Genomic DNA, 18822 nt, shown 5'->3' on the forward strand with positions numbered 1-18822 from the left:
CCTCTCCCGGATGTTTAAGTCATATATGGGCCGACCTGCCAGCGACAAACAAGCTCACAACTCCGTGTCCGGAGGTTGGCTGGGTCGAAATGGGACTCAAACTCCTCCCTGAGCGATTCTTAGCGTGGGGCAGCTAAGTTCGCCGCTTCCCTACTATGGCCTCGTGTAGGGGATGAGTCGAATCGTCGTCAGTTAATCATTTGTGGTCTCTTTGCTGCCTGCTATCTCGATACGCGCCAGGGCCTCCCGTGCTGCCGACCGTATAATTCTCGGAGAACCATCTTGATCTAGGCTCACAAGCTCCGGTTTTACGAACTGAAGAAGTTCACTATGCTTCGGGGCAATCATCTGAATGGCATGAATTATCCTCAGCGGCACTCGAATTCCGTCAGATGCTATGAGCTCGATAATGCGAGCCTTCACGGAGTGGGTTATTTCGGAGTTCTGTCGCAATGACAAGACTAACGAGTGGCCTGCCTCGGCACGAACTTCCGGATGTTTGTCTCTCGCTAGCTGGAGCAACATAACATGCCCCCAGGTTGCATCGTCTGACGACAGAATAGACGGTATTGTTCGAGCGGCTTCAACTCTAGCCGGGTCATCAGATGCCGCCAGTCGAAGCACTGAACTCAGCGAGTCTGAGTGTGACATTATCTTGAGCGCACTCCCCAATCGCACTGCGGCAGCGAAAACAGGCAGAGGCTTGGGACCAAAAAAATGGTCGCTGCGGGCCCCTTCGATCACAGAAGTCCATTTATGTCGCAGCGCCTTTTTTACGGGATCGGGGATCTCTTGTGCCCTGCTTGCCAAACGGTCTAAGGCCTTTTCCTTGAAGACGGCATCGACGAGAGGGTTCGTCAAAAAATCCGAAAGCGCTATCCACACTTCCTTATCCGCAAACCTGAATGCAAAGGCTGAGGCTACATTGCTGGAGGAGAGGCCGCCAAATGACAGAACCCCGGTGCGGGCACCTTCGATCTCGGCCGCTAAGGCAGCAATTATACTTGAGCGCGCCTCGTCGATAATTTCAGGGTTCTCGCCACTCGGGAGTCCATTATCAGCCAGAAATGCAGCACGCTCGAGGTCCTTGAGCGTCCCAAAATTCGAGACGCCACCCAATATGAAGTGAGCGGAAATACTTCGCAGTTCGTCTACGTCTGCTTTTGCTTCAGTCTCTGAGGTAATCCATCCCTTCCACAGCTTGATCGCCTCAGGACCGACTGAAGCCCAATCAATGGACTCCACGACCTTAGCTAGGGTACTAGAAAAAGGTTCAGCCAACAGCTTGGGGTTGGCCAAGTGCTGGGCTGCTCGCCTTGCTATGAAGTCGTCTTCTCCGCTGCCTGGGACCAGGCGAGCAAGTGTTTTCCATATCTTGTCTTGTACAGCCCAATCCGCGCGTCCTGAAAGTTGCTCAGTTTCCGAAAGAAGGAAGGTGGCCTTTATGGCCCGACTCAGGTCTTGCGGTGCCAAGAAATCGGCGGCGGCCTCCATTACCGAAAGGTCAGCTTCCGTGACCCACCTATCGCTACTGGCTCTACTAATAACTGTCGTGGCGTCTGCTACGAGGGCTGCGGTGGGTCCTTGACTCCTGATCCACTTCAATGCGGACTGCAGCGACTTTGTGGCCCTGCTTTGCCGTAGGAGCCGCAAGGCTTCACGGGCGCTATGGACATCTTCGTGATCTTCAAGTAGCAGCACCTTCGCCAGAGCTTCTCGGCAGCTGCGAATCCGGCTGGTATGCCCGGCGAGCTCTGCCACTAAAAGAGCTGCATAACCTTTCTCCGATGCCACATCCCGCATCAAGTAGCGCGTTCCAGTGGTCGATTCGAAAGTTGTCTCAAAAGAATCACGCAACATCATTCCGTCGCGTTCCGCAACACGTGAGTTGAGGCGCTCATCCACCCAGCTGCCTCGGCCCCTGACTACTTGAACCCACGTGTCGCCACTCAACTGTTCGAGGTGCGCCTTCGAAGCAAGGGCGTGATACCGCAGAGATGCCGCGACATCCTTCTGAACCTTTGACGCTGACCAACTAATGCCTTGCGAAACGGGAAAGTCATAGTCGAATGCTTCGGACTCCAGGGGAAGCCACTCTAATACGCTTTCGACTGCTAGCCGAGCTTCCGTGTAACCACACGCGTCTTCAAGTCGGGCAACGCGCTGTTGGAGAACTGCCGCAATCCCCAAACGGGCACTTGACGAATGGTCGTTAGGATTTTTTCTCTCGCTCAGCTGCTCAAACAGTTCGAGGAGACGAGCGGCGGCAACACTAGGAAGTTCCAGTTCGGTTAGGCCAAGGCTGCCATATAGAGCAGCCGAGACACGCGCACCCAATGGCAAGCGGGCGTCCAGCGCCAATCTCCAAAGACTTTCCGTTGACGACTCTTGAGTTTCCTCGAAGAGGGACTCCCGGGCCGCCTTAACAAGATCAACTTGCCATTCTTGACCATCTTGGACTTCCTCTACTTTGTAGCGATCTAACTCGCGCTGATCACGCCGCTCGGTAACAAGCGCCAGTTCGGAAACCCGCGTTATTGCATTTTCGCTAAAATTTGGGTGTGGAGATATAGCCCAAGGCGCCAGTGCGGCCACCATCCACTCAATGTCGTGGTTGATATTGCTCATAAATACTCCGCTCTGATGAGACTGGCCGAACCGCTGTTTGTCGTTGGAATCTCGGGACGTTCATCGTTGTACGTCATTAGGCCCATACGTCGGACATGACTGACAATGCAAGCCCTTGCTTGATCCTGAAAGAGTTCAACAGTCGGCAATCTAAACGCCAGGTGGTCGGATCCGAAGGCTGCTCCCTGACTAATAAGCAGCTCTCTGACGCCATGGGTATCGACGTCAGCTCCGCGTTTAGTCTTGTCACAGGCGACAAGAATTACAGTTCCGACATCCGTTTCCGCCTTCGATAGGCACTTATTCAAGAGCCCCTCATCAACGATTCGAGCGTGATCAACAGCAACATATGCAACAAATAGTATATCTACGTGATTTTCTGCATGAGATGCCGGTCTCAAGACTCGGCCATGTTCCTGCTGCAGATCCCCCACAACGTAGTCGATCGAATCGCGCCACCCTAAGTCGTTAAAAGGCAAAACAGCTCTCCAGCCGACAACAAGCTGCATATTCACGGCAGGCTTTTACCGAGGACAATTTGGAGCTTCTCGCGATTTAAGAATAAAGAAACTTCTTCACGGTTATTTCGGCCGCATGTTTCGGGAGCGACCTTCACGAGGAGGGACTTCGCTTCTTTCTCAAGGTCCGATTTTAGTGCGGACGCCGAAAAAGACTGAGGTAGGTCGGGACATTTTTCGTATTGAGCCCGATCGCCAACAAACGTTATTTCAACGGATTGCCTTGGAGGGGGTAATACTGAAATTGAAACCAGTGCAACGACCAATGCGGCAACTGCCGCCCCGGCCAGCCACATACCAGCATCCATTGCCTTCAGTATGCGCGTCAGAACCGCATCTGATTGTCGCATAAGTCCCGATTCGTTCGCATCGGATTGCGGCGAATACAGGGTCTCCCATGGACGCAGAAAGATGCCGAACCAATTTCCTTTGTTGGTTTCCGCTGTACGGCTGTGCACGAGAGAAGCTATGACAAAAACTGCTGTGGCAAACAGCAATAGGATAATCGATAGAAGACCCAGTAATTTGGAAAATAAGGAAAAGCTGGATGTAGAATTCAGGACGAGTCCCGCGGCCAACGCTCCTGCGCCGGTTGCGGTAATTGTCGCCACGGAGCGCGCTCGTGTCCTATAGCGTTCGGCTCCTTCGATAGCATAAAGAAGTTCTTTGTCATCGGTGGAGGAGCGGTCGGTAGCGGACACCGTACAAGGATACCGTCGACGAACTGTAAGTCCGAACCGACAGAGGCACTTCAGGCCGTGGTCTAAAATCGATCGGCGTGGCCGAGCGCACCCAACGGTTTCCTGCTGTGAGTTCTCGGAGCCGCCGCAATTTTATATCTACCGCACGCTAAACCTCCGCCACCGGAGCCGCGAACTGCGCTTCATAAAGCCTGGCGTAAGCCCCGCCCGCAGCCAGCAGCGAAGCGTGCGTGCCCTGTTCCACGATCTGGCCGGCCTCCATCACCAGGATGAGGTCGGCGTCGCGGATCGTGGACAGGCGGTGCGCGATCACAAAGGAAGTCCGGTCGGACCGCGGCGCACTCATTGCCTTCGGCACCAGCACTTCGGTCCCGGTGTCCACCAAAAAGGTCGCCTCATCCAGGATCAGCACCCACGTCCGCGCAAGGAAGGCCCGCGCAATCGTCAGCAGCTGTTTCTCCCCCGCGGACACGTTCCCACCCTCGTCCTCCAGCACCGCGTCGTACCCCTCGGGCAGCGACCGCACGAACCGGTCCACGTACGTAGCCCGGGCCGTTCCAGAACCTCCTCCGAAGTAACCCCGGGCCACCCGTACCCGATGCTGTCCCGAATCGTCCCGCCGAACAGCCAGGTATCCTGCTGCAGCACCATCCCCATCCGCGAGCGCAGCTCGCGCCGCGCCACCGAAGTGACGTCAACGCCGTCGAGCGTTATGCGCCCGCCGTCCAGCTCGTAGAACCGCATCATTAGGTTCACCAGGGTGGTCTTGCCCGCTCCGGTCGGCCCCACGATGGCCACCGTCTGCCCCGGCTCGGCCACCAAGGACAACCCACTAATCAGCGGTTTGTCCGGCGAGCACGAGAACGACATGTCCTCGAACACCAGCCGCCCCGCCCAAACAGCGGCCCGGAAGACGGCGCCGGCTCAACGGACTCCTCGTTCTCATCCAGCAGCTCAAACACCCGCTCGGCTGACGCCACCCCGGACTGCAGCAGGTTCGCCATCGACCCCAGCTGCGCCAGCGGCTGGGTGAACTGCCGGGAGTACTGGATGAACGCCTGCACATCACCCAGTTGCATCGCACCGGAGGCCACCTGCAGGCCGCCCACCACGGCGATCCCCACGTACACCAGGTTCCCGATGAACGTCATGGCCGGCATGATCAGCCCGGAAACGAACTGCGCCCCGAAACTCGCCTCATACAGCTCAGCGTTCTTCTGCCGGAACCGCTCCCCCACCTCGCGCTGCCGGCCGAACAGCTTCTGCGAGCGCTTGGCAATCAGCAGTAATCCCCAGCGTCAGCGGAATGGTCACCAGCCCTCCCAGCCCGGTTGACCGATAGTCGAATTCGGCGACGACACTTTCCACTCACCGCGCCGCCTGTGAGGCATAGCGCTGCTGGTGGGCCTGGACGCAGCGGCGCCCGGCTGCCCGCCCAGCACCGCCCCAATTCGGTCCGCCGTGAAGGACGAAGAGTGGCTCACCGAGCGCGTCAAGCACCACGCGCAAATTCCATCCCCCATTTTCTCGGCTAGTTGAAACCCCCGGGAAACCGGCCTTCCGGACGGCCTCTTGGGCAGCAAGCCCTTTTCCTTCCTCCTGGATTGTGCACGGCGCACCCCCACCCGAAACCCCTGCTCTCTAACGTGATTTCCCACACACCAAGTTCCACCCCAGAACCATGAGGAGATACACATGCCGAACTACAGGGTGTCGATGGATATCGGCGGAACGTTTACGGACATCGTGGCGTACGACCAGGCCGCAGGGACCTATGAGGCGACCAAAGCATCCACCACACCGGGCAACCTGAGCGCGGGCGTCATCGCCGGCCTCGAATCGATTGTCACCGACCTTTCCGACATCGAATTCCTGGTGCACGGCACCACCCAGGGCCTGAACGCCTTCCTGGAGCGCCGCGGCGTTCCCGTGCTGCTGCTGGCCACCGCCGGCGTCGAGGACTCCTACCACATCGCTCGCGGCCCCCGACTGGAGCTCTACAACGCCCAGTACCGCAAGCCCGCTCCCCTCCTCGAGCGGAAGGACGTCATCGGCGTCGGCGGCCGCCTCGACGGTCAAGGCCACGAGATCCGGCCGCTCGACGAAGTTGCCGTCCGCCAGGCGGCCCGCCGGGCACTAGACGAAGGATACGGCGCCGTGGCCGTTGCCTTCCTGTTCAGCTACAAGAACCCGGCCCACGAACTTCGTGCCCGCGAAATCCTGCTCGAAGAACTGGGCGAAGACTTCACCATCTCCCTTTCGCATGAAGCAGCCAAGGAATGGCGCGAATACGAGCGCACGTCCTCCGCCGTCGTCGAGGCCTACACGGGCCCCGTGGTCCGCAACTACCTCCTGGACCTGGAAGAGAAACTCGCGGACCGCGGCGTGGAGGCCCCGCTGCACATCATGCAGTCCTCCGGCGGCGTGCTCACCGCCGAGTCCGCCCGCAAGCGTCCCCTGCAGACGCTGCTGTCCGGTCCGGTGGGCGGCGCCATGGGCGACGTCGAACTGGCCGGCGTGTCCGGCAACCGCAACCTGATCGGCGTCGACATGGGCGGAACCTCCTTCGACGTCTCCCTGGTGGTCGACGGCAAACCCGACGTGTCCACCGAAGCCCACCTCGAAGGCCTGCCGATGCTCATGAGCGTCGTCAACATCCACACCGTGGGAGCCGGTGGCGGCTCGGTGGCATGGCTCGAAGCCGGCGGCCTCCGGGTGGGCCCGCGGTCCGCCGGCGCCAACCCGGGCCCGGCCTGCTACGGCCGCGGCGGCACCGAACCAACCGTCACCGACGCCAACCTGGTGCTCGGCCGTGTGGACCCCGACTGGTTCGCCGGCGGCCAGGTCGCCCTGGACCGGGAAGCGGCCATCACCGCCCTCAAAACCGTGGGCGACCAGCTCGGCCTGGACCCGATCGCCATGGCCGAAGGCATCTGCGACGTCGCCAACTCCCAGATGGCCCAGGCCATCAGGACCATCACCATCTCCCGCGGCATCGAACCGCGCGACTTTGCCCTCGTCGCCTTCGGCGGCGCAGGACCGATGCACGCAGTCTTCCTCGCCAAGGAGCTCGGGATCCCCGAAACCGTGGTTCCCCGGTTCCCCGGCGCGTTCTCGGCGTGGGGCATGCTGCAGACCAACATCCGCAAGGACTTCTCCGAGCCGTACTTCTTCCTCGATGAAGACATCGACGTCGCCGACATGGCCGGTGTCCTGCGCCGGATGGAAGCGGAGGGCCTGAAGTCCCTTGTCTCCGAGGGCGTCCCCGAGGAAAGCCGAGGGACCAGCGCCTCGGTGGACGTGCGCTACCAGTCGCAGGAATTCTCGCTGAACGTTCCCCTGACCTCCGCCGACGAACCCGAATCGGAAGGCTTCGTAGCCAACCTGGCCGCCCGCTTCTCCGCCATGTACCACGACCGCTACGGGCACTCCAACCTCGGCGCCCCGATTGAAATCGTGGCACTGCGGACGCAGGCCGTGGGCGACCTGGGCCGGCTGGAGGCACCGCTCTTCGCAACCGCAGAAAGCCCGGAGTTCAAGCACGAAGTGCGCCGGGTGGTCTTTGACCACGAAGAACACGAAACCACCGTGGTCCGCCGCGACGACCTGGCCGCCGGGCACGCCTTCGAAGGTCCCGCCATCATCGTGGAGCAGACCGCCACCACCGTGGTGCCGCCAGGGTTCAACGTCAAGGTCGACGAGTTCGGCTCGCTGGTCATCCGCACTGAAGACGCAGAAGGAAATTGAGGTACCACCAATGACAATCGCCGCAGTCAAAACCCTGGATCCCGTAACCGTGGAAATCATCCGCAACGCGCTCACCAGCGCCGCGGATGACATGAACGCCACCCTGATCCGCTCCGCCTACTCACCCATCCTCTACGAGGGCGGGGACTGCGTGGTGGCGCTGCTGGACACCGAACACCGCGTCCTCGGACAGTCCGCCGGCCTCCCCCTGTTCCTCGGCAACCTCGAAACCTGCTCCATTGCCGTGGAAGAGCTGTACGGCCGCGAAGTCTGGCAGGAAGGGGACGTGTGGATCCTCAACGACTCGTACCTTGGCGGCACGCACCTGAACGACGTCACCATCTTCGCGCCCATTTTCAACGACGGATCGGTTGTGGGCTTCGCCGCCACCCGCGCGCACTGGATGGACATGGGATCCAAGGATGTGGGTGGCTCCATGGATGCCACAGACATCTTCCAGGAGGGCTTCCGCATGGGGCCGGTCAAGCTCATGGAGGCCGGCATCGAAACCTCCGTGGTGGACCTGATCCGCACCAACGTGCGCTTCCCCTACCAGACCATCGGCGATATGCATGCGATGATCGCCGCACTCCGGATGGGAACCACCCGGATGAAGGAACTGGTGGGCCGGTACGGCATGGACCAACTCGATGCCGCCCGCGACGAAATCTTCCGGCAGACCGAGGAGATCGAGCGCGAAACCGTCCGCAACATCCCGGACGGCGTCTACGAAGCCGAAGGCGTGCTGGACAACGATGGCATCAACCTGGACACCCCTATCCCCATCAGGCTGAAAATCACCGTTGCAGGTGACACCGTGGACTTCGACGTCACCGGCTCCGCCGACCAGACCATGGGCCCGGTCAACTGCGGCGCAGCCCAGGCCGTCTCGGCCCTGCGCGTCGGATACAAGCTCCTGGTCAGCCCGGACTCCAACTCCAACGGTGGATCCTTCCGCCCGCTGACCACCCAGGTCCGCTCCGGCTCCGTGCTCGGCGCCGTGGCACCTGCACCCTGCCAGTGGTACTTCTCCCACCTGGGGCTGCTGATCGACCTGGTCTCCAAGGCCATGGCACCCGCCATGCCCGACCGCGTGGCCAGCGCGAGCCACGGCGACTCGATGATCATCACCGCCGCCGGCTTCGATCCCCGCTTCGGCCGGAACTTCGTGAGCATGGAAGCCACCCTGGGCGGCTGGGGCGCCTGGCAGGGTACCGACGGCGAATCCGCCATGATCAACAACGTCAACGGTTCCCTCAAGGACCTGCCCATCGAAATGATGGAAACCCGTTACCCGCTGCGGATCAACGAGTACTCCATCCGCCCCAACTCCGGCGGCCCCGGGCAGTGGCGCGGCGGCAACGGAGTGGTCCGTGAATACGAGTTCCTGGCCGACTGCGTGGTGGGTCTCTGGTTCGAAAGGTCCAAGACACCGGCCTGGGGCCTCTTCGGCGGCTCCGACGCCCAGGGCCCGGAAGTGGTGATCAACCCAGGCCGCCAGGATGAGGTCCGGACGCTGAAGGCCAACGCTCGGAAAATCAAGGCCGGCGACGTGGTTCGCCTGGCTGTCGGGGGCGGCGGCGGTTTCGGCGATGTCGCCAAGCGCTCCCGCGAGGACATTGAGTACGACATCATCAACGGCTTTATTACCGAGGAATTCGCCAAGACCCACTACGGCTACTAAACGCCGCATTGAAAGGATTGACCGTGAAAATCACCAAACGTCCAGCCGCAGCGATGGCCCTTATGAGCCTTGCCCTGCTGACCTCCGCCTGCACCCCACCTGCCCAGAGCAGCACCGCAGAAGCAGTGGCTGCGAAGGCAGACCAGAAGCTCAACGTTGGATTCTTCGGTTTCGCCAAATCCAACGGCTTTGCCCAGGGCACGTACCTCGGCGTGGAACAGGCGGCCAAAGCCAACAACGCCAGCGCTACCTTCGTGGACTCCAACTTCAACGCCCAGACCCAGGTCCAGCAGATCCAGGACGCCGTCACCTCCAAGCAATTCGAGGTGATCGTGGTCCAGGCCAATGACAACCAGGCCCTCATTGCACCGTTGACCCAGGCCGTGCAGGCGGGCATCACGGTGGTGGTCGAATTCTCGGTCATCGGGCCCAAGTTCGACACCATCCAGCCGCAGATCCCCGGGGCCATCAGCATCGTGGACCTCCCCACCCGCAACGGCAAGATGCTCGGCGAAATGGGCAAGGAAGCCTGCGCCCAGGTGCCGGGCGACACCTGCAAGGTGGCCTACCTTGAAGGCTTCAAGTCCCTGCCCTTGGACAACGCCCGGACCGAGGCCGTGAAGGCGGAACTGGCCACCGATCCGAAGATCAAACTCGTGGCCAGCGTGGAAGGCGGCTACACGCAGGACAGCGGCCGGCAGGCGTTCCAGAACGTCTCCCAGGCGACCCCTGACGTCAACGTGGTGATCGGCGCATCCCAGGCCATCACAGGAGCCGCAGCGGCCGCCGGGAAGAGTGACATCAAGTTCATCGGCAACGGCGCGTCCGTATCCAACGTGGAAGCGGTCCGGTCCGGTAAATGGTTCTCCATCTATGTCAGCGACGTCGTGGCCAACGGCGCCAAGGCCACCGAACTGGGGCTCGCCAAGGCGCGGGGCAAGCAGGTGGAAACCGCCATCGACGAAGCAAGCCTCTCCCCCAACAACGGCAAGGGCACCAAGGAAGCACTGGATTCCCTGAACTACGTCTCGAAGTACTCGGACTAGCCCAGCCCCCTTTCCGGGGGCACCCCGGGGCCGCAGCCTCACCGCTTCGGCCCCGGGGACCCTGGCCCTAAGTTCCCTTCCATTTCCAGAGGTCAACATGGCTATAGAACAGTTGGAAAAACCCGGGCATGCCAGCCGGAGGACCGCCCCCGAAATCACCGTCTCCGGGATCGGCAAGCGCTATGGTGCAACGCAGGTGCTGAAGGACGTCACACTGTCGGTAATCCCCGGGGAGATCCACGGCATCATGGGGGAAAACGGCGCAGGAAAGAGCACGCTGCTCAAAATCCTGGGCGGTGCCATCACAGCGGACTCCGGCACCATGGAATTGGACGGACATCCGGTCAGGATCACGACACCCCGGGACGCCATCTCACACGGGATTTCCCTTATCTCGCAGGAGCTGGCGCTGATCCCCAATCTGTCAGTGCTGGAGAATGTCTTCCTGGGCCGCTGGTCGAACAGGGGAAGCCTCCTCTCCCCCAACAGGGACAGCGAGCACTTTGCCCGGCTGCTGGAAGAGACCGGTTTTGAGCTGGACCCGAGGGCGACGGTGGGGAACCTGCCCATCGGACAACAGCAACAGGTGGAAATCCTGAAAGCCCTTGCCCGCGGGGCAAAGGTGCTGTGCATGGACGAACCCACAGCAGTCCTTAACGAGGCGGAGAAGGAAAAACTCCTGCAGGTCGTCAAACGGCTGGCCCGCGCCGGAACCACCGTCCTGATCGTCTCCCATTACCTGGAGGAAGTCCTGGGACTGGTGGACCGGGTGACCATTCTGCGCGACGGACAGCACATCGTCACCGAAGAGGCCGCCGGCCATACGCCGGAGTCGCTGGTGCGGCTCATGGTCGGCCGGGAGGTCGACTTCCTCATCCCGGACATTCCGCAGGTTCCGTCCGAAGCCGAGACGGTTGTCCGGGTAGCCGGATTGACCAGTGCCAAGGTCAAGGACATATCTTTTGAGGTCCGCCGCGGGGAGATCCTGGGCATCGCCGGGCTGGTGGGCAGCGGCCGCAGCGAAACCCTCCTCGCAGTTTTCGGTGCAGACCGGACCACCGGCGGCCACGTCGAAATCAACGGCCGCCGCATCCGCCCCAGCTCCATCAGGGACGCCATCAAAGCCGGTATCGCCCTCATTCCCGAGTCGCGGAAAGAACAGGGTCTGGTCATGTCCCGCCCGGTGGCCGAGAACATCGCCCTCTCCACTCTGCCCGCACGCTCCTGGGCCGGCTTCGTCAAGGCCCAGCGGGAAAGGACGGCCGTCAAGGACGTCAGCAAGTCCGTTGACCTGCGCGGCGCCCGCCCCGGTCAGCCGGTAGCCAACCTTTCCGGCGGGAACCAGCAGAAGGCACTTTTCGCCAAATGGCTGTTGAACCCTCCGGCGGTGCTCCTGGTGGATGAACCCACCCGGGGAGTGGACATCGCCGCCAAGGCCCGGATCCACAGCATCATCGTCGAACTGGCCGCGAAGGGCACAGCAGTCATCGTGGTCAGCTCCGAGCTCGAGGAAGTGCTCGGCCTGTCCCACCGTATCCATGTCATGAGGCACGGGCGCATCGTTGCCGAGTTCGACCGAAACGCCTCCCGCGACGAAGTCATGACTTCCGCTTTTCTGAAATAGGTGAATCCACATGACCACAACGTCAGTTGCCGTGCCCTCGACGGCAGAGAAAAAATTCAATCTGAACTTCAAAGACTTCGGGATCGTTTTTGGCCTGGCCGCCATCATGCTGTTCCTGGCCCTGAACACCGGAACGTTCCTTACGGGCCGCAACTTCATCAACCTGTTTGACCAGGCCGCCGTGGTGGGCCTGCTCGCCGCGGCAGCCACGCTGTGCATCATCAGCGGGGTCTTTGACCTCTCCTCCACCGCCACCCTCGCGGTCTCCGCCATCTCGGGCGTGATGATCACCCAGCAATTCGGCGTTACGGCCGGTTTCTTCGGGGCGTTGCTGGTGGGTGCCCTGCTGGGGACGATCACCGGGCTGATCGTGGTCAGCACAAGGGTCAATTCGTTCATCGGGACACTGGCGGTGAGCATCATTTACCGGGGCCTGGCGATCGTGATCACCGGCGGCGCGATTGTTGCACCGCTGCCTGAGCAGCTCGCTTCCTTCCAGACCTGGACCTGGCCCAGCCTCTTCGGCCTCACCGCCGGTTCAGTCTTGATGCTGGCGATGACCACCGTGCTGGGCATCGTTCTGTGGCGCACCACATTCGGACGCAGGATCTACGCAGTAGGCGGGAACCAGGAAGCCGCCCGCCTCAGCGGCATCCGGACCGGCTCCATCCACGTTGCGGTCTTCGCCATCAGCGGCCTGTGCTCGGCAATGGCCGGAATGATCCTGGCCTCGCGTGCGGGCTCGGCGCAGCCGGCCATGGCCATCGGCATCGAACTCACCGCCATCGCCGCTGTGGTCATCGGCGGCACCAGCATCCTGGGCGGGCAGGGCGCCATGTGGAGGGCCTTCGTGGGAGTCATGATCCTCACCGTCATCAGCAACGGCTTCAACCTGCTGCACTGGGATACCACCTACCAGCAAGTGGTCACGGGCGTCCTCATCCTGCTGGCCGTAGCAGCCGATGGACTGTTCTTCCGCAAATCCACCAGATGACCGTCCAGGGTGGACCCTAGAGATATGACATGGATGTATCGCGGGGCTGGGGCCCGGCAGGAACTTGAACAGGAGGCCCGGCAATGCGGGTAGGACTGATGCTCCAGGGCAGCAGTTGCCGGGCGCTCGTCCTGGAGGGACGCTCCGTCGTCTCGGTGGCGGAACAGCGGCAGGCCGGCAGCCTGGCTGACGCACTGGACAGCGTCCTGTCCTCCTTGCGCCTGCAGTTCGGAAGCCTGATCACAGACGTAACGGCCGACGTCGGACGCGTCCTCGCCGCGGCCCAGCCGGGAGACGTCATGGCTGTCCACATCTCTCCCCGTCCTCCGGCGGACCAGTTCCACAACACGAGGTTGCCGGCGAGCATTGAGCCTGCAGTCACCAGGACCGTGCATGTCCGCGGCGGCCACGACCTGCGGGGACGGCCGCTGGCACCGCTGGGCCTTAACCAGTTCCTGCTGGAACTGCCCTCCATCCTGTCCGGGGGCATGCGGAACGTAGCCATCACCGCCGTCGGCTCCACTGCCTCCGCCGAGCACGAAACCCGCATCGCGGATGCCATCCTGTCCAACAACAGCGACATGCGGATCAGCATCTCCAGTGATTTCTACTCGAGCGTGTTCCGCGACCGTGACTACACAGCCGTCCTTAACAGCGCCCTGATGGAATCAGGCGAAGAGCTGGCGGCAATGCTGGAAGAGGCCGGGAGGCGCCACTTCCCCGCCGCCGCACTGTCCTATGCAAGGAACGACGGCGGCCGGGCGCCCCTGGCACGGCTGGCGGTAGCCCCCGTGCATGCGCTCCGCCCGGAACCTGCCATGGCGATCCTCGGCGCGGCAACGCTGGGCGGGCTGTGCGACGGCGAAGTGGTTGTCTGCACCGACGAGGGTGTCAGTGTGGGCACCATCCGCAGCGGCCTGCCCGTTGCCCACAGCCTTATCCGGCAAGGCTATGAAGCAAGCCTCGCCACCAACGCGGCGATCGTGGAACCGTACACGGCCAACCATCCGGTCCGGCCCGACATCCCCTCAGTGGTCGTCGACATCCGCACCAGCCAGGACACGCCGCCTGAACACGGCCTGCTGCCAACACTTCCGGGTGTCCCGGACCTGAGCCTCATAGGCTGCGCCGCTACACCGCTGACAGCGTGGATCGACAGGCTCGAGAGGGTCAGCGGACAGGCCGAACTGCAGCGGGTTCAGCACCGGGCTGAGGAGGAAGCCGGCTCGGCTGTAGTGCAGTTGGGTGCCGGCCCTACAGACACCCGCATCATCGAATCGAGCGTCTTCGCCATGCCTTACGGGAACCCCGGAATCGTTCGGATCCGGGTCCGGGCTGCTGGCGGAACGTCCAGCTCCGAGGAGAACCCGTTGGCCGGCCAGGCCCTGGGGGTCACGGCATGAGCACCATCCTCAGCCCCGAAGACGTGGGGCACCTGAGAACCGGCGCCCATTTCCTGGCCTGCGCCATCGATCCCACCGCCATCCACGTCTACGCCGGCATGATCCAGGAGGCGATGCAAGACAGGTCCGTGGAGCTCATCACCGTGGACGAGCTCGCCCCGGATGACCTGGTGGTGGCTGTCGGCATGGTGACCCAAGGCTTGTTCATTGCTGATATGCCACCCGTAGGAGACGAATTCACCGGCTGTATCGAGGCGATCGAAACCAGGCTCGCGCGCAAAGTGGGGGCAATTTATTCACTCGCCGCTGCCAACATCAACGGAATCATTCCGCTGATGGTGGGGCTGCAGTCCTCCCTTCCTGTGATCGACTCCGATCCCATGGGGCGCGTCTTTCCGCTCATCAGCCAGACCACGTTGAACATCGGCGGGGTGGCTATCGGCCCCATAGCGCTTATGGGAGTAACCGGCGAGCGCGCCGTGGTGGAGGCAGCTGATCCGCAGCGCGCCGAGACGCTGGTCCGCGCACTTGTCACCGAGCTGGGTGGTTGGGCCGCCACCGTGATGTATCCATGCTCCGCGCGGCAGCTGGCAGAGCACGGGGTCCACGGATCCGTCAGCCGCATGATCCGCATAGGTCAGATCCTCGACGCCGACACGTCGGCTGAGAGCAAATTCCTGTCACTTTCCGACTTCCTGGGCGTGACCCGGATTGCACGGGCGCGGGTGAGCCACATCGAAGGCCTTTCACGCCCAACCGACCTGGGCCTTCCGGCCCAACCCTCGAGCGTGACGCTGGTGGATGAAACCACCGGGCAGATCATCCGGCTGGAGATCCAGAATGAGATTTTGCTGGTGCTCGTGGACGGTGCCGTAGCGGCAGCTGTCCCCGACATGGTGACCCTGCTCAACTCCGAGCACGGCTCTGTGGCCAGCCTGGAAGACCTTCGGGTGGGCAACGTGGTGGATGTGCTCAAACTCAATGCCGCCCCGCAATGGTATTCGGAGGCGGGGCTGGACCTGGCCGAACCGGCGGCGTTCGGCATCCCGCTCAAGCATCCGAGGCGGCGTCATGGTTAGGCCGATGAAGGACACCCGGCTCGACGTTGCGGGGCTGCTGGCGCACGGGTCGCTGCGAGGCACCACGGCGCTGTACCTCACCCCCGCCAGCGCAGTGATCGAAAGCGTCGTTCTGGTCTCCCAGCTTGAGGCGATCCAGCGGGTGCGGCCGAATACGGTTGTGGTCCTGTCTGCAGAAATGGGCTCTGGTGGATGGCTCGTATCCGCCGCCCTCCGGCATGCCTGGGAACGGCGGGCCAGCGCCGTCGTCGTGGCCGGAAGCACATATTCCAGCGCCGTGATCGGCCTGGCTGAACGGCTGGGCATCACCCTGCTGGCGTCGGAAGGAAACCCTGCCGGAGTCGCGTTGGCCTTGGCCGCCGAGATCGGCGCCGCCCTGTCCGTGGTGGATGCGGAGCTCGCCCGGTTCGCCCGGGCGGTGGCCAAGGACAGCACGCTGACTGACGTGCTCAGTACCATCTCCGGGGAACTGGACGGGGTGGGCGTCTCGCTGGAATACGATGGCGTGGTCCTCGCCTCAGCCGGTATGGACCCGCGGGACCAGGCCGAGGTCATCACGGTTGACGTGGGGGCTGCCAACGCCGCCGTCCCTTCCGCCCTCACCGCGCGCGTACCCGCCTCCGGTGTCCATAACCTGCGGCTGGTCCGTTCAATCCTGGAAGTCGCTGCCCCTTCCGTCAAGGCCGCATGGTTGATGGGCGACTCCCGGGACGCGGCCCGTGCCGTCCCCACCGCGGCACTGGCCGGGCTGAACCAAAGCCGCGGTTCTTCCGGCGCAACCTTCGAGGAAGACCACCGGCACCTCCTCTCACAGCTGGGCTGGCGCCGGCACGAACGATACGTGGCCGTATGGATCTGCCATGGTGACTCCAACACATCTGGTCCCGACCTGACAGCTGTGCTGAGGCTGCTCTGGCGAAAGGTAGCTGCACGCAGCCCCTTGGCCAAGGTCGACGGCGGCTGGCTAGCGCTTGTTCCGGCCGCCCACGAGTCAGTTGTTGCACAGCTCGAACTACGGCTCAAGACACGGCTCCGGCCTGCCCTGGCCGAGCTGGGCCTGGTGGCCGGGTTGTCCCGCTGGGTGGAGGAGGCTCCGCCGCTTCCGTCCGTCATTCAGGAGGCGCGGCTGGCAGCAGTCTCCGCCCAGTCTGCTGGACAGGGCACAGTCCTGGGCTTCGCCGGCCTGGGCGTAGCGGCCGCAACCGCATTCGTGGATCAGGACGCCGTGGCACTGGTGGCTGAACTGACCCTGCCGCGGCTAATGACCAGTCCTGACAGGGACGCGATAGTGGCTGCGGCAGCGGCGTTCCTTGACCACCGCAGCTCGGTCAGCCTCGCTGCGGCGGCGCTCGATGTGCACCGCAACACCCTCCAGGCCCGGCTGGGCCGTGCCCGGGAGCTGGGCGTCCCCTTGGACAATCCGTCCGAGTTGCTGTCCGTCCACCTGATCCTCAACGTACTGCGGGCCGCGGCACACGAGAAACAGACTTTCAAAGATCCCCACGAAACCAGAAAGGACTCCCATGAGTTCCCAGTTTGAATCCTTCGACGACGTCTACGCTTCCGCCCGGGACACTGTGGGCGTCCGTCTCTTCACCGCCTCCGTCATCGCCGACGAAGGCACCAGCATGGCGCGCATCTACACCACGCACCCCGAGGTCTACCCGGTTGGCGGAAAGAAGACCCTCGCGGGAGACACCAATCCGGTCTGGCTGGAGCAGGTCCTGATCGGCCAGCAGCCGTTCCTGGGCGCTGACCGGGAAGCGGTCAAGGCTTTCTTCTTCGACTCCGGAACCATCGAATCGCTGGGGTGCGGCGCGATTGTCAATGTTCCGGTGGTGAGCGGCGGCCGCACCATCGGCTCCATGAACTTCCTGGCCCCTGAAGGCAGCTATGACCAGTCTTCCGTGGACGCCGCCGTAGAGGTGGCGTCACGCTCTGTCCGGCTCCTCGAAGATGCTCTGGCAGCCACCAGCTAGCCTGCGTCCTGAAACAGGAAGGAAACACTGCACATGATCCCCAACTCTGAGGGAAACCTGACCATACGGAACGCCAGGATCTTCGACGGCGAATCAGCCGTACTCGTTGAAGGCTCCATCATCGTCCGGGATGGCAGGATCACCGCCATAGGCGACGCCGAAGCAGGCGGCGGCGCCGGGTCCGCCGTAGAAACCGTCGTCGACGCGGGCGGCCGGGTGGTGATTCCCGGCCTCATCGATGCCCACTTCCATGCCTATGCGCTCAGCCTGACTTCTGCCGTCAACGAAACCGGCCCCTTGAGCTACTCCGCGCTGGCAGGTGCCCGCAGACTTGAGGCCGCGCTCGTCAGGGGCTTCACCTCAGTCCGGGACGTGGCGGGGGGTGACATAGGCCTTGCAACCGCTATCGAGGAAGGGCTGTATCCCGGTCCGCGCTACTTCTTTACCGGTCCCGCGCTGAGCCAGACCGGAGGTCACGGGGACATCCGCGCTGCGAACGACGGAAGCTGCTTCCATGGCGGCCACCTGTGCGAGGTGGTGGACGGCGTTGAGGACTTGCTGCTGGCGGTGCGCCACCGATTCCGGACCGGCGCCACCGCCATCAAACTGATGACCTCCGGAGGGGTGATCTCCCCAGTGGATCCGATCCGTGTGCCGCAGTACAGTGCGGCCGAGATCCAAGTGGTCACAGAAGAGGCATCCCGGCGTGGCAGTTACGCCACGGCGCACGCCTACTCGCCGGAAGCCATCCGCCATTCTGTGCTGAACGGGGTCCGCTGCATCGAACACGGCAACCTCCTGGATGTTGAAACCGCCCGGCTCATGGCGGAGCACGACGTCTACCTCGTGCCCACGTTGGTGACGTATGACGCCATGGGCCGCCGCGGAGCCGAAATCGGCCTTACCGAGGTGGGCGCCGCCAAGAACCAGGAGGTCCTGGCTGCCGGCAAGAAGGCCGTCACTCTGGCGCGCGACGCCGGGGTCCGGATTGGCTTTGGCACCGACCTCATGGGGGAGCTTGAGGATGAACAGCTGGCCGGGCTTCGCCTGCAGTGCGAAGTGCTGGGTGTCTACGACGCGCTCCGCTCTGCGACCTCAACGAACGCGGCACTGCTCCGGCGCGACGACCTGGGCCGGATCGCGGAGGGGGCGTGCGCGGATTTGGTGATATTGGACGGCGATCCCTTCGAGGAGCCCTGTGTGCTCTGGGACGGAAGCCGGAACCGCACCGTCATAAAGGCCGGCCGCGTTGTCCCCTCCGGTAGCCTTCCGGCCGGTCCTGCCATGGTGGACCAGGCCTATAGCGGCGCCTCCGCGTGACGGCAGAGACCACCGCCCAGACACCATCACTGGAGCCCATCAACCCACCCTTTGGGGAATACACGGACCGTCAACCAATTAACGAGGAGCACAACACGT

The 18822-nt window shown here is 62.8% G+C and carries 13 protein-coding genes and 1 pseudogene; 10 read left to right on the forward strand and 4 right to left on the reverse strand.

Annotation, left to right across the window (positions count from 1 at the left end; translation table 11 throughout):
• Positions 1–192 precede the first annotated feature (192 nt).
• From HNO81_RS04400 to HNO81_RS04415, 4 genes and pseudogenes are all read right to left on the reverse strand, one after another.
• The gene (locus tag HNO81_RS04400; protein WP_175316914.1) at positions 193–2628 is read right to left on the reverse strand and encodes a hypothetical protein; all 2436 of its coding nucleotides are present in this window, start codon (positions 2626–2628) and stop codon (positions 193–195) included.
• Positions 2625–3143, reverse strand: coding sequence for a hypothetical protein (locus tag HNO81_RS04405; RefSeq protein WP_175316915.1), 519 nt, complete (start codon positions 3141–3143; stop codon positions 2625–2627). The genes HNO81_RS04400 and HNO81_RS04405 overlap by 4 nt, the downstream gene beginning before the upstream one ends.
• Entirely contained in the window at positions 3140–3847 is a 708-nt protein-coding gene (locus HNO81_RS04410) for a hypothetical protein (protein WP_175316916.1), read from the reverse strand. Before HNO81_RS04410 ends, HNO81_RS04405 begins: the two co-directional genes overlap by 4 nt.
• Before the next feature lie 148 nt (positions 3848–3995).
• Positions 3996–5164: pseudogene (locus HNO81_RS04415) on the reverse strand (ABC transporter ATP-binding protein); the annotation flags it as partial.
• A gap of 378 nt (positions 5165–5542) precedes the next feature.
• Between HNO81_RS04415 and HNO81_RS04420 the strand changes: the two are divergent.
• From HNO81_RS04420 to HNO81_RS04465, 10 genes are all read left to right on the forward strand, one after another.
• A complete protein-coding gene (locus HNO81_RS04420; protein ID WP_175316917.1) occupies positions 5543–7594 on the forward strand; it encodes a hydantoinase/oxoprolinase family protein in 2052 nt (683 codons plus the stop codon).
• A gap of 10 nt (positions 7595–7604) precedes the next feature.
• Entirely contained in the window at positions 7605–9278 is a 1674-nt protein-coding gene (locus tag HNO81_RS04425; protein WP_175316918.1) for a hydantoinase B/oxoprolinase family protein, read from the forward strand.
• Between the two features lie 23 nt (positions 9279–9301).
• Positions 9302–10324 (forward strand): sugar ABC transporter substrate-binding protein, encoded by a 1023-nt coding sequence (locus HNO81_RS04430; RefSeq protein WP_175316919.1) that lies wholly within the window; start codon positions 9302–9304, stop codon positions 10322–10324.
• A 97-nt stretch (positions 10325–10421) separates the two neighbouring features.
• Positions 10422–11948, forward strand: a complete 1527-nt coding sequence (locus HNO81_RS04435; RefSeq protein ID WP_175316920.1) for a sugar ABC transporter ATP-binding protein — start codon at positions 10422–10424, stop codon at positions 11946–11948.
• Positions 11949–11958: 10 nt separating this feature from the next.
• Complete coding sequence (locus tag HNO81_RS04440; protein WP_175316921.1) at positions 11959–12942, forward strand: ABC transporter permease; 984 nt, start codon at positions 11959–11961, stop codon at positions 12940–12942.
• Positions 12943–13025: 83 nt separating this feature from the next.
• Positions 13026–14345, forward strand: a complete 1320-nt coding sequence (locus HNO81_RS04445) for a methylhydantoinase (protein ID WP_175316922.1) — start codon at positions 13026–13028, stop codon at positions 14343–14345.
• The gene (locus tag HNO81_RS04450; RefSeq protein WP_175316923.1) at positions 14342–15424 is read left to right on the forward strand and encodes a DUF917 domain-containing protein; all 1083 of its coding nucleotides are present in this window, start codon (positions 14342–14344) and stop codon (positions 15422–15424) included. Before HNO81_RS04445 ends, HNO81_RS04450 begins: the two co-directional genes overlap by 4 nt.
• The gene (locus HNO81_RS04455; RefSeq protein WP_236820746.1) at positions 15417–16964 is read left to right on the forward strand and encodes a helix-turn-helix domain-containing protein; all 1548 of its coding nucleotides are present in this window, start codon (positions 15417–15419) and stop codon (positions 16962–16964) included. The genes HNO81_RS04450 and HNO81_RS04455 overlap by 8 nt, the downstream gene beginning before the upstream one ends.
• Entirely contained in the window at positions 16948–17403 is a 456-nt protein-coding gene (locus HNO81_RS04460) for a GAF domain-containing protein (RefSeq protein ID WP_175316924.1), read from the forward strand. Before HNO81_RS04455 ends, HNO81_RS04460 begins: the two co-directional genes overlap by 17 nt.
• 33 nt (positions 17404–17436) lie before the next feature.
• Complete coding sequence (locus HNO81_RS04465) at positions 17437–18723, forward strand: amidohydrolase family protein (RefSeq protein WP_175316925.1); 1287 nt, start codon at positions 17437–17439, stop codon at positions 18721–18723.
• Positions 18724–18822 lie beyond the last annotated feature (99 nt).

The sequence above is a fragment of the Pseudarthrobacter sp. C4D7 genome, assembly GCF_013359725.1.
Lineage (GTDB): Bacteria > Actinomycetota > Actinomycetes > Actinomycetales > Micrococcaceae > Arthrobacter.

Bases quoted from the DNA above. Each gene is read 5' to 3' on its own strand.
- HNO81_RS04400 (WP_175316914.1), bottom strand. From the start codon at position 2,628: ATGAGCAATATCAACCACGACATTGAGTGGATGGTGGCCGCACTGGCG.
- HNO81_RS04420 (WP_175316917.1), top strand. From the start codon at position 5,543: ATGCCGAACTACAGGGTGTCGATGGATATCGGCGGAACGTTTACGGAC.
- HNO81_RS04425 (WP_175316918.1), top strand. From the start codon at position 7,605: ATGACAATCGCCGCAGTCAAAACCCTGGATCCCGTAACCGTGGAAATC.
- HNO81_RS04435 (WP_175316920.1), top strand. From the start codon at position 10,422: ATGGCTATAGAACAGTTGGAAAAACCCGGGCATGCCAGCCGGAGGACC.
- HNO81_RS04440 (WP_175316921.1), top strand. From the start codon at position 11,959: ATGACCACAACGTCAGTTGCCGTGCCCTCGACGGCAGAGAAAAAATTC.
- HNO81_RS04445 (WP_175316922.1), top strand. From the start codon at position 13,026: ATGCGGGTAGGACTGATGCTCCAGGGCAGCAGTTGCCGGGCGCTCGTC.
- HNO81_RS04450 (WP_175316923.1), top strand. From the start codon at position 14,342: ATGAGCACCATCCTCAGCCCCGAAGACGTGGGGCACCTGAGAACCGGC.
- HNO81_RS04455 (WP_236820746.1), top strand. From the start codon at position 15,417: ATGGTTAGGCCGATGAAGGACACCCGGCTCGACGTTGCGGGGCTGCTG.
- HNO81_RS04460 (WP_175316924.1), top strand. From the start codon at position 16,948: ATGAGTTCCCAGTTTGAATCCTTCGACGACGTCTACGCTTCCGCCCGG.
- HNO81_RS04465 (WP_175316925.1), top strand. From the start codon at position 17,437: ATGATCCCCAACTCTGAGGGAAACCTGACCATACGGAACGCCAGGATC.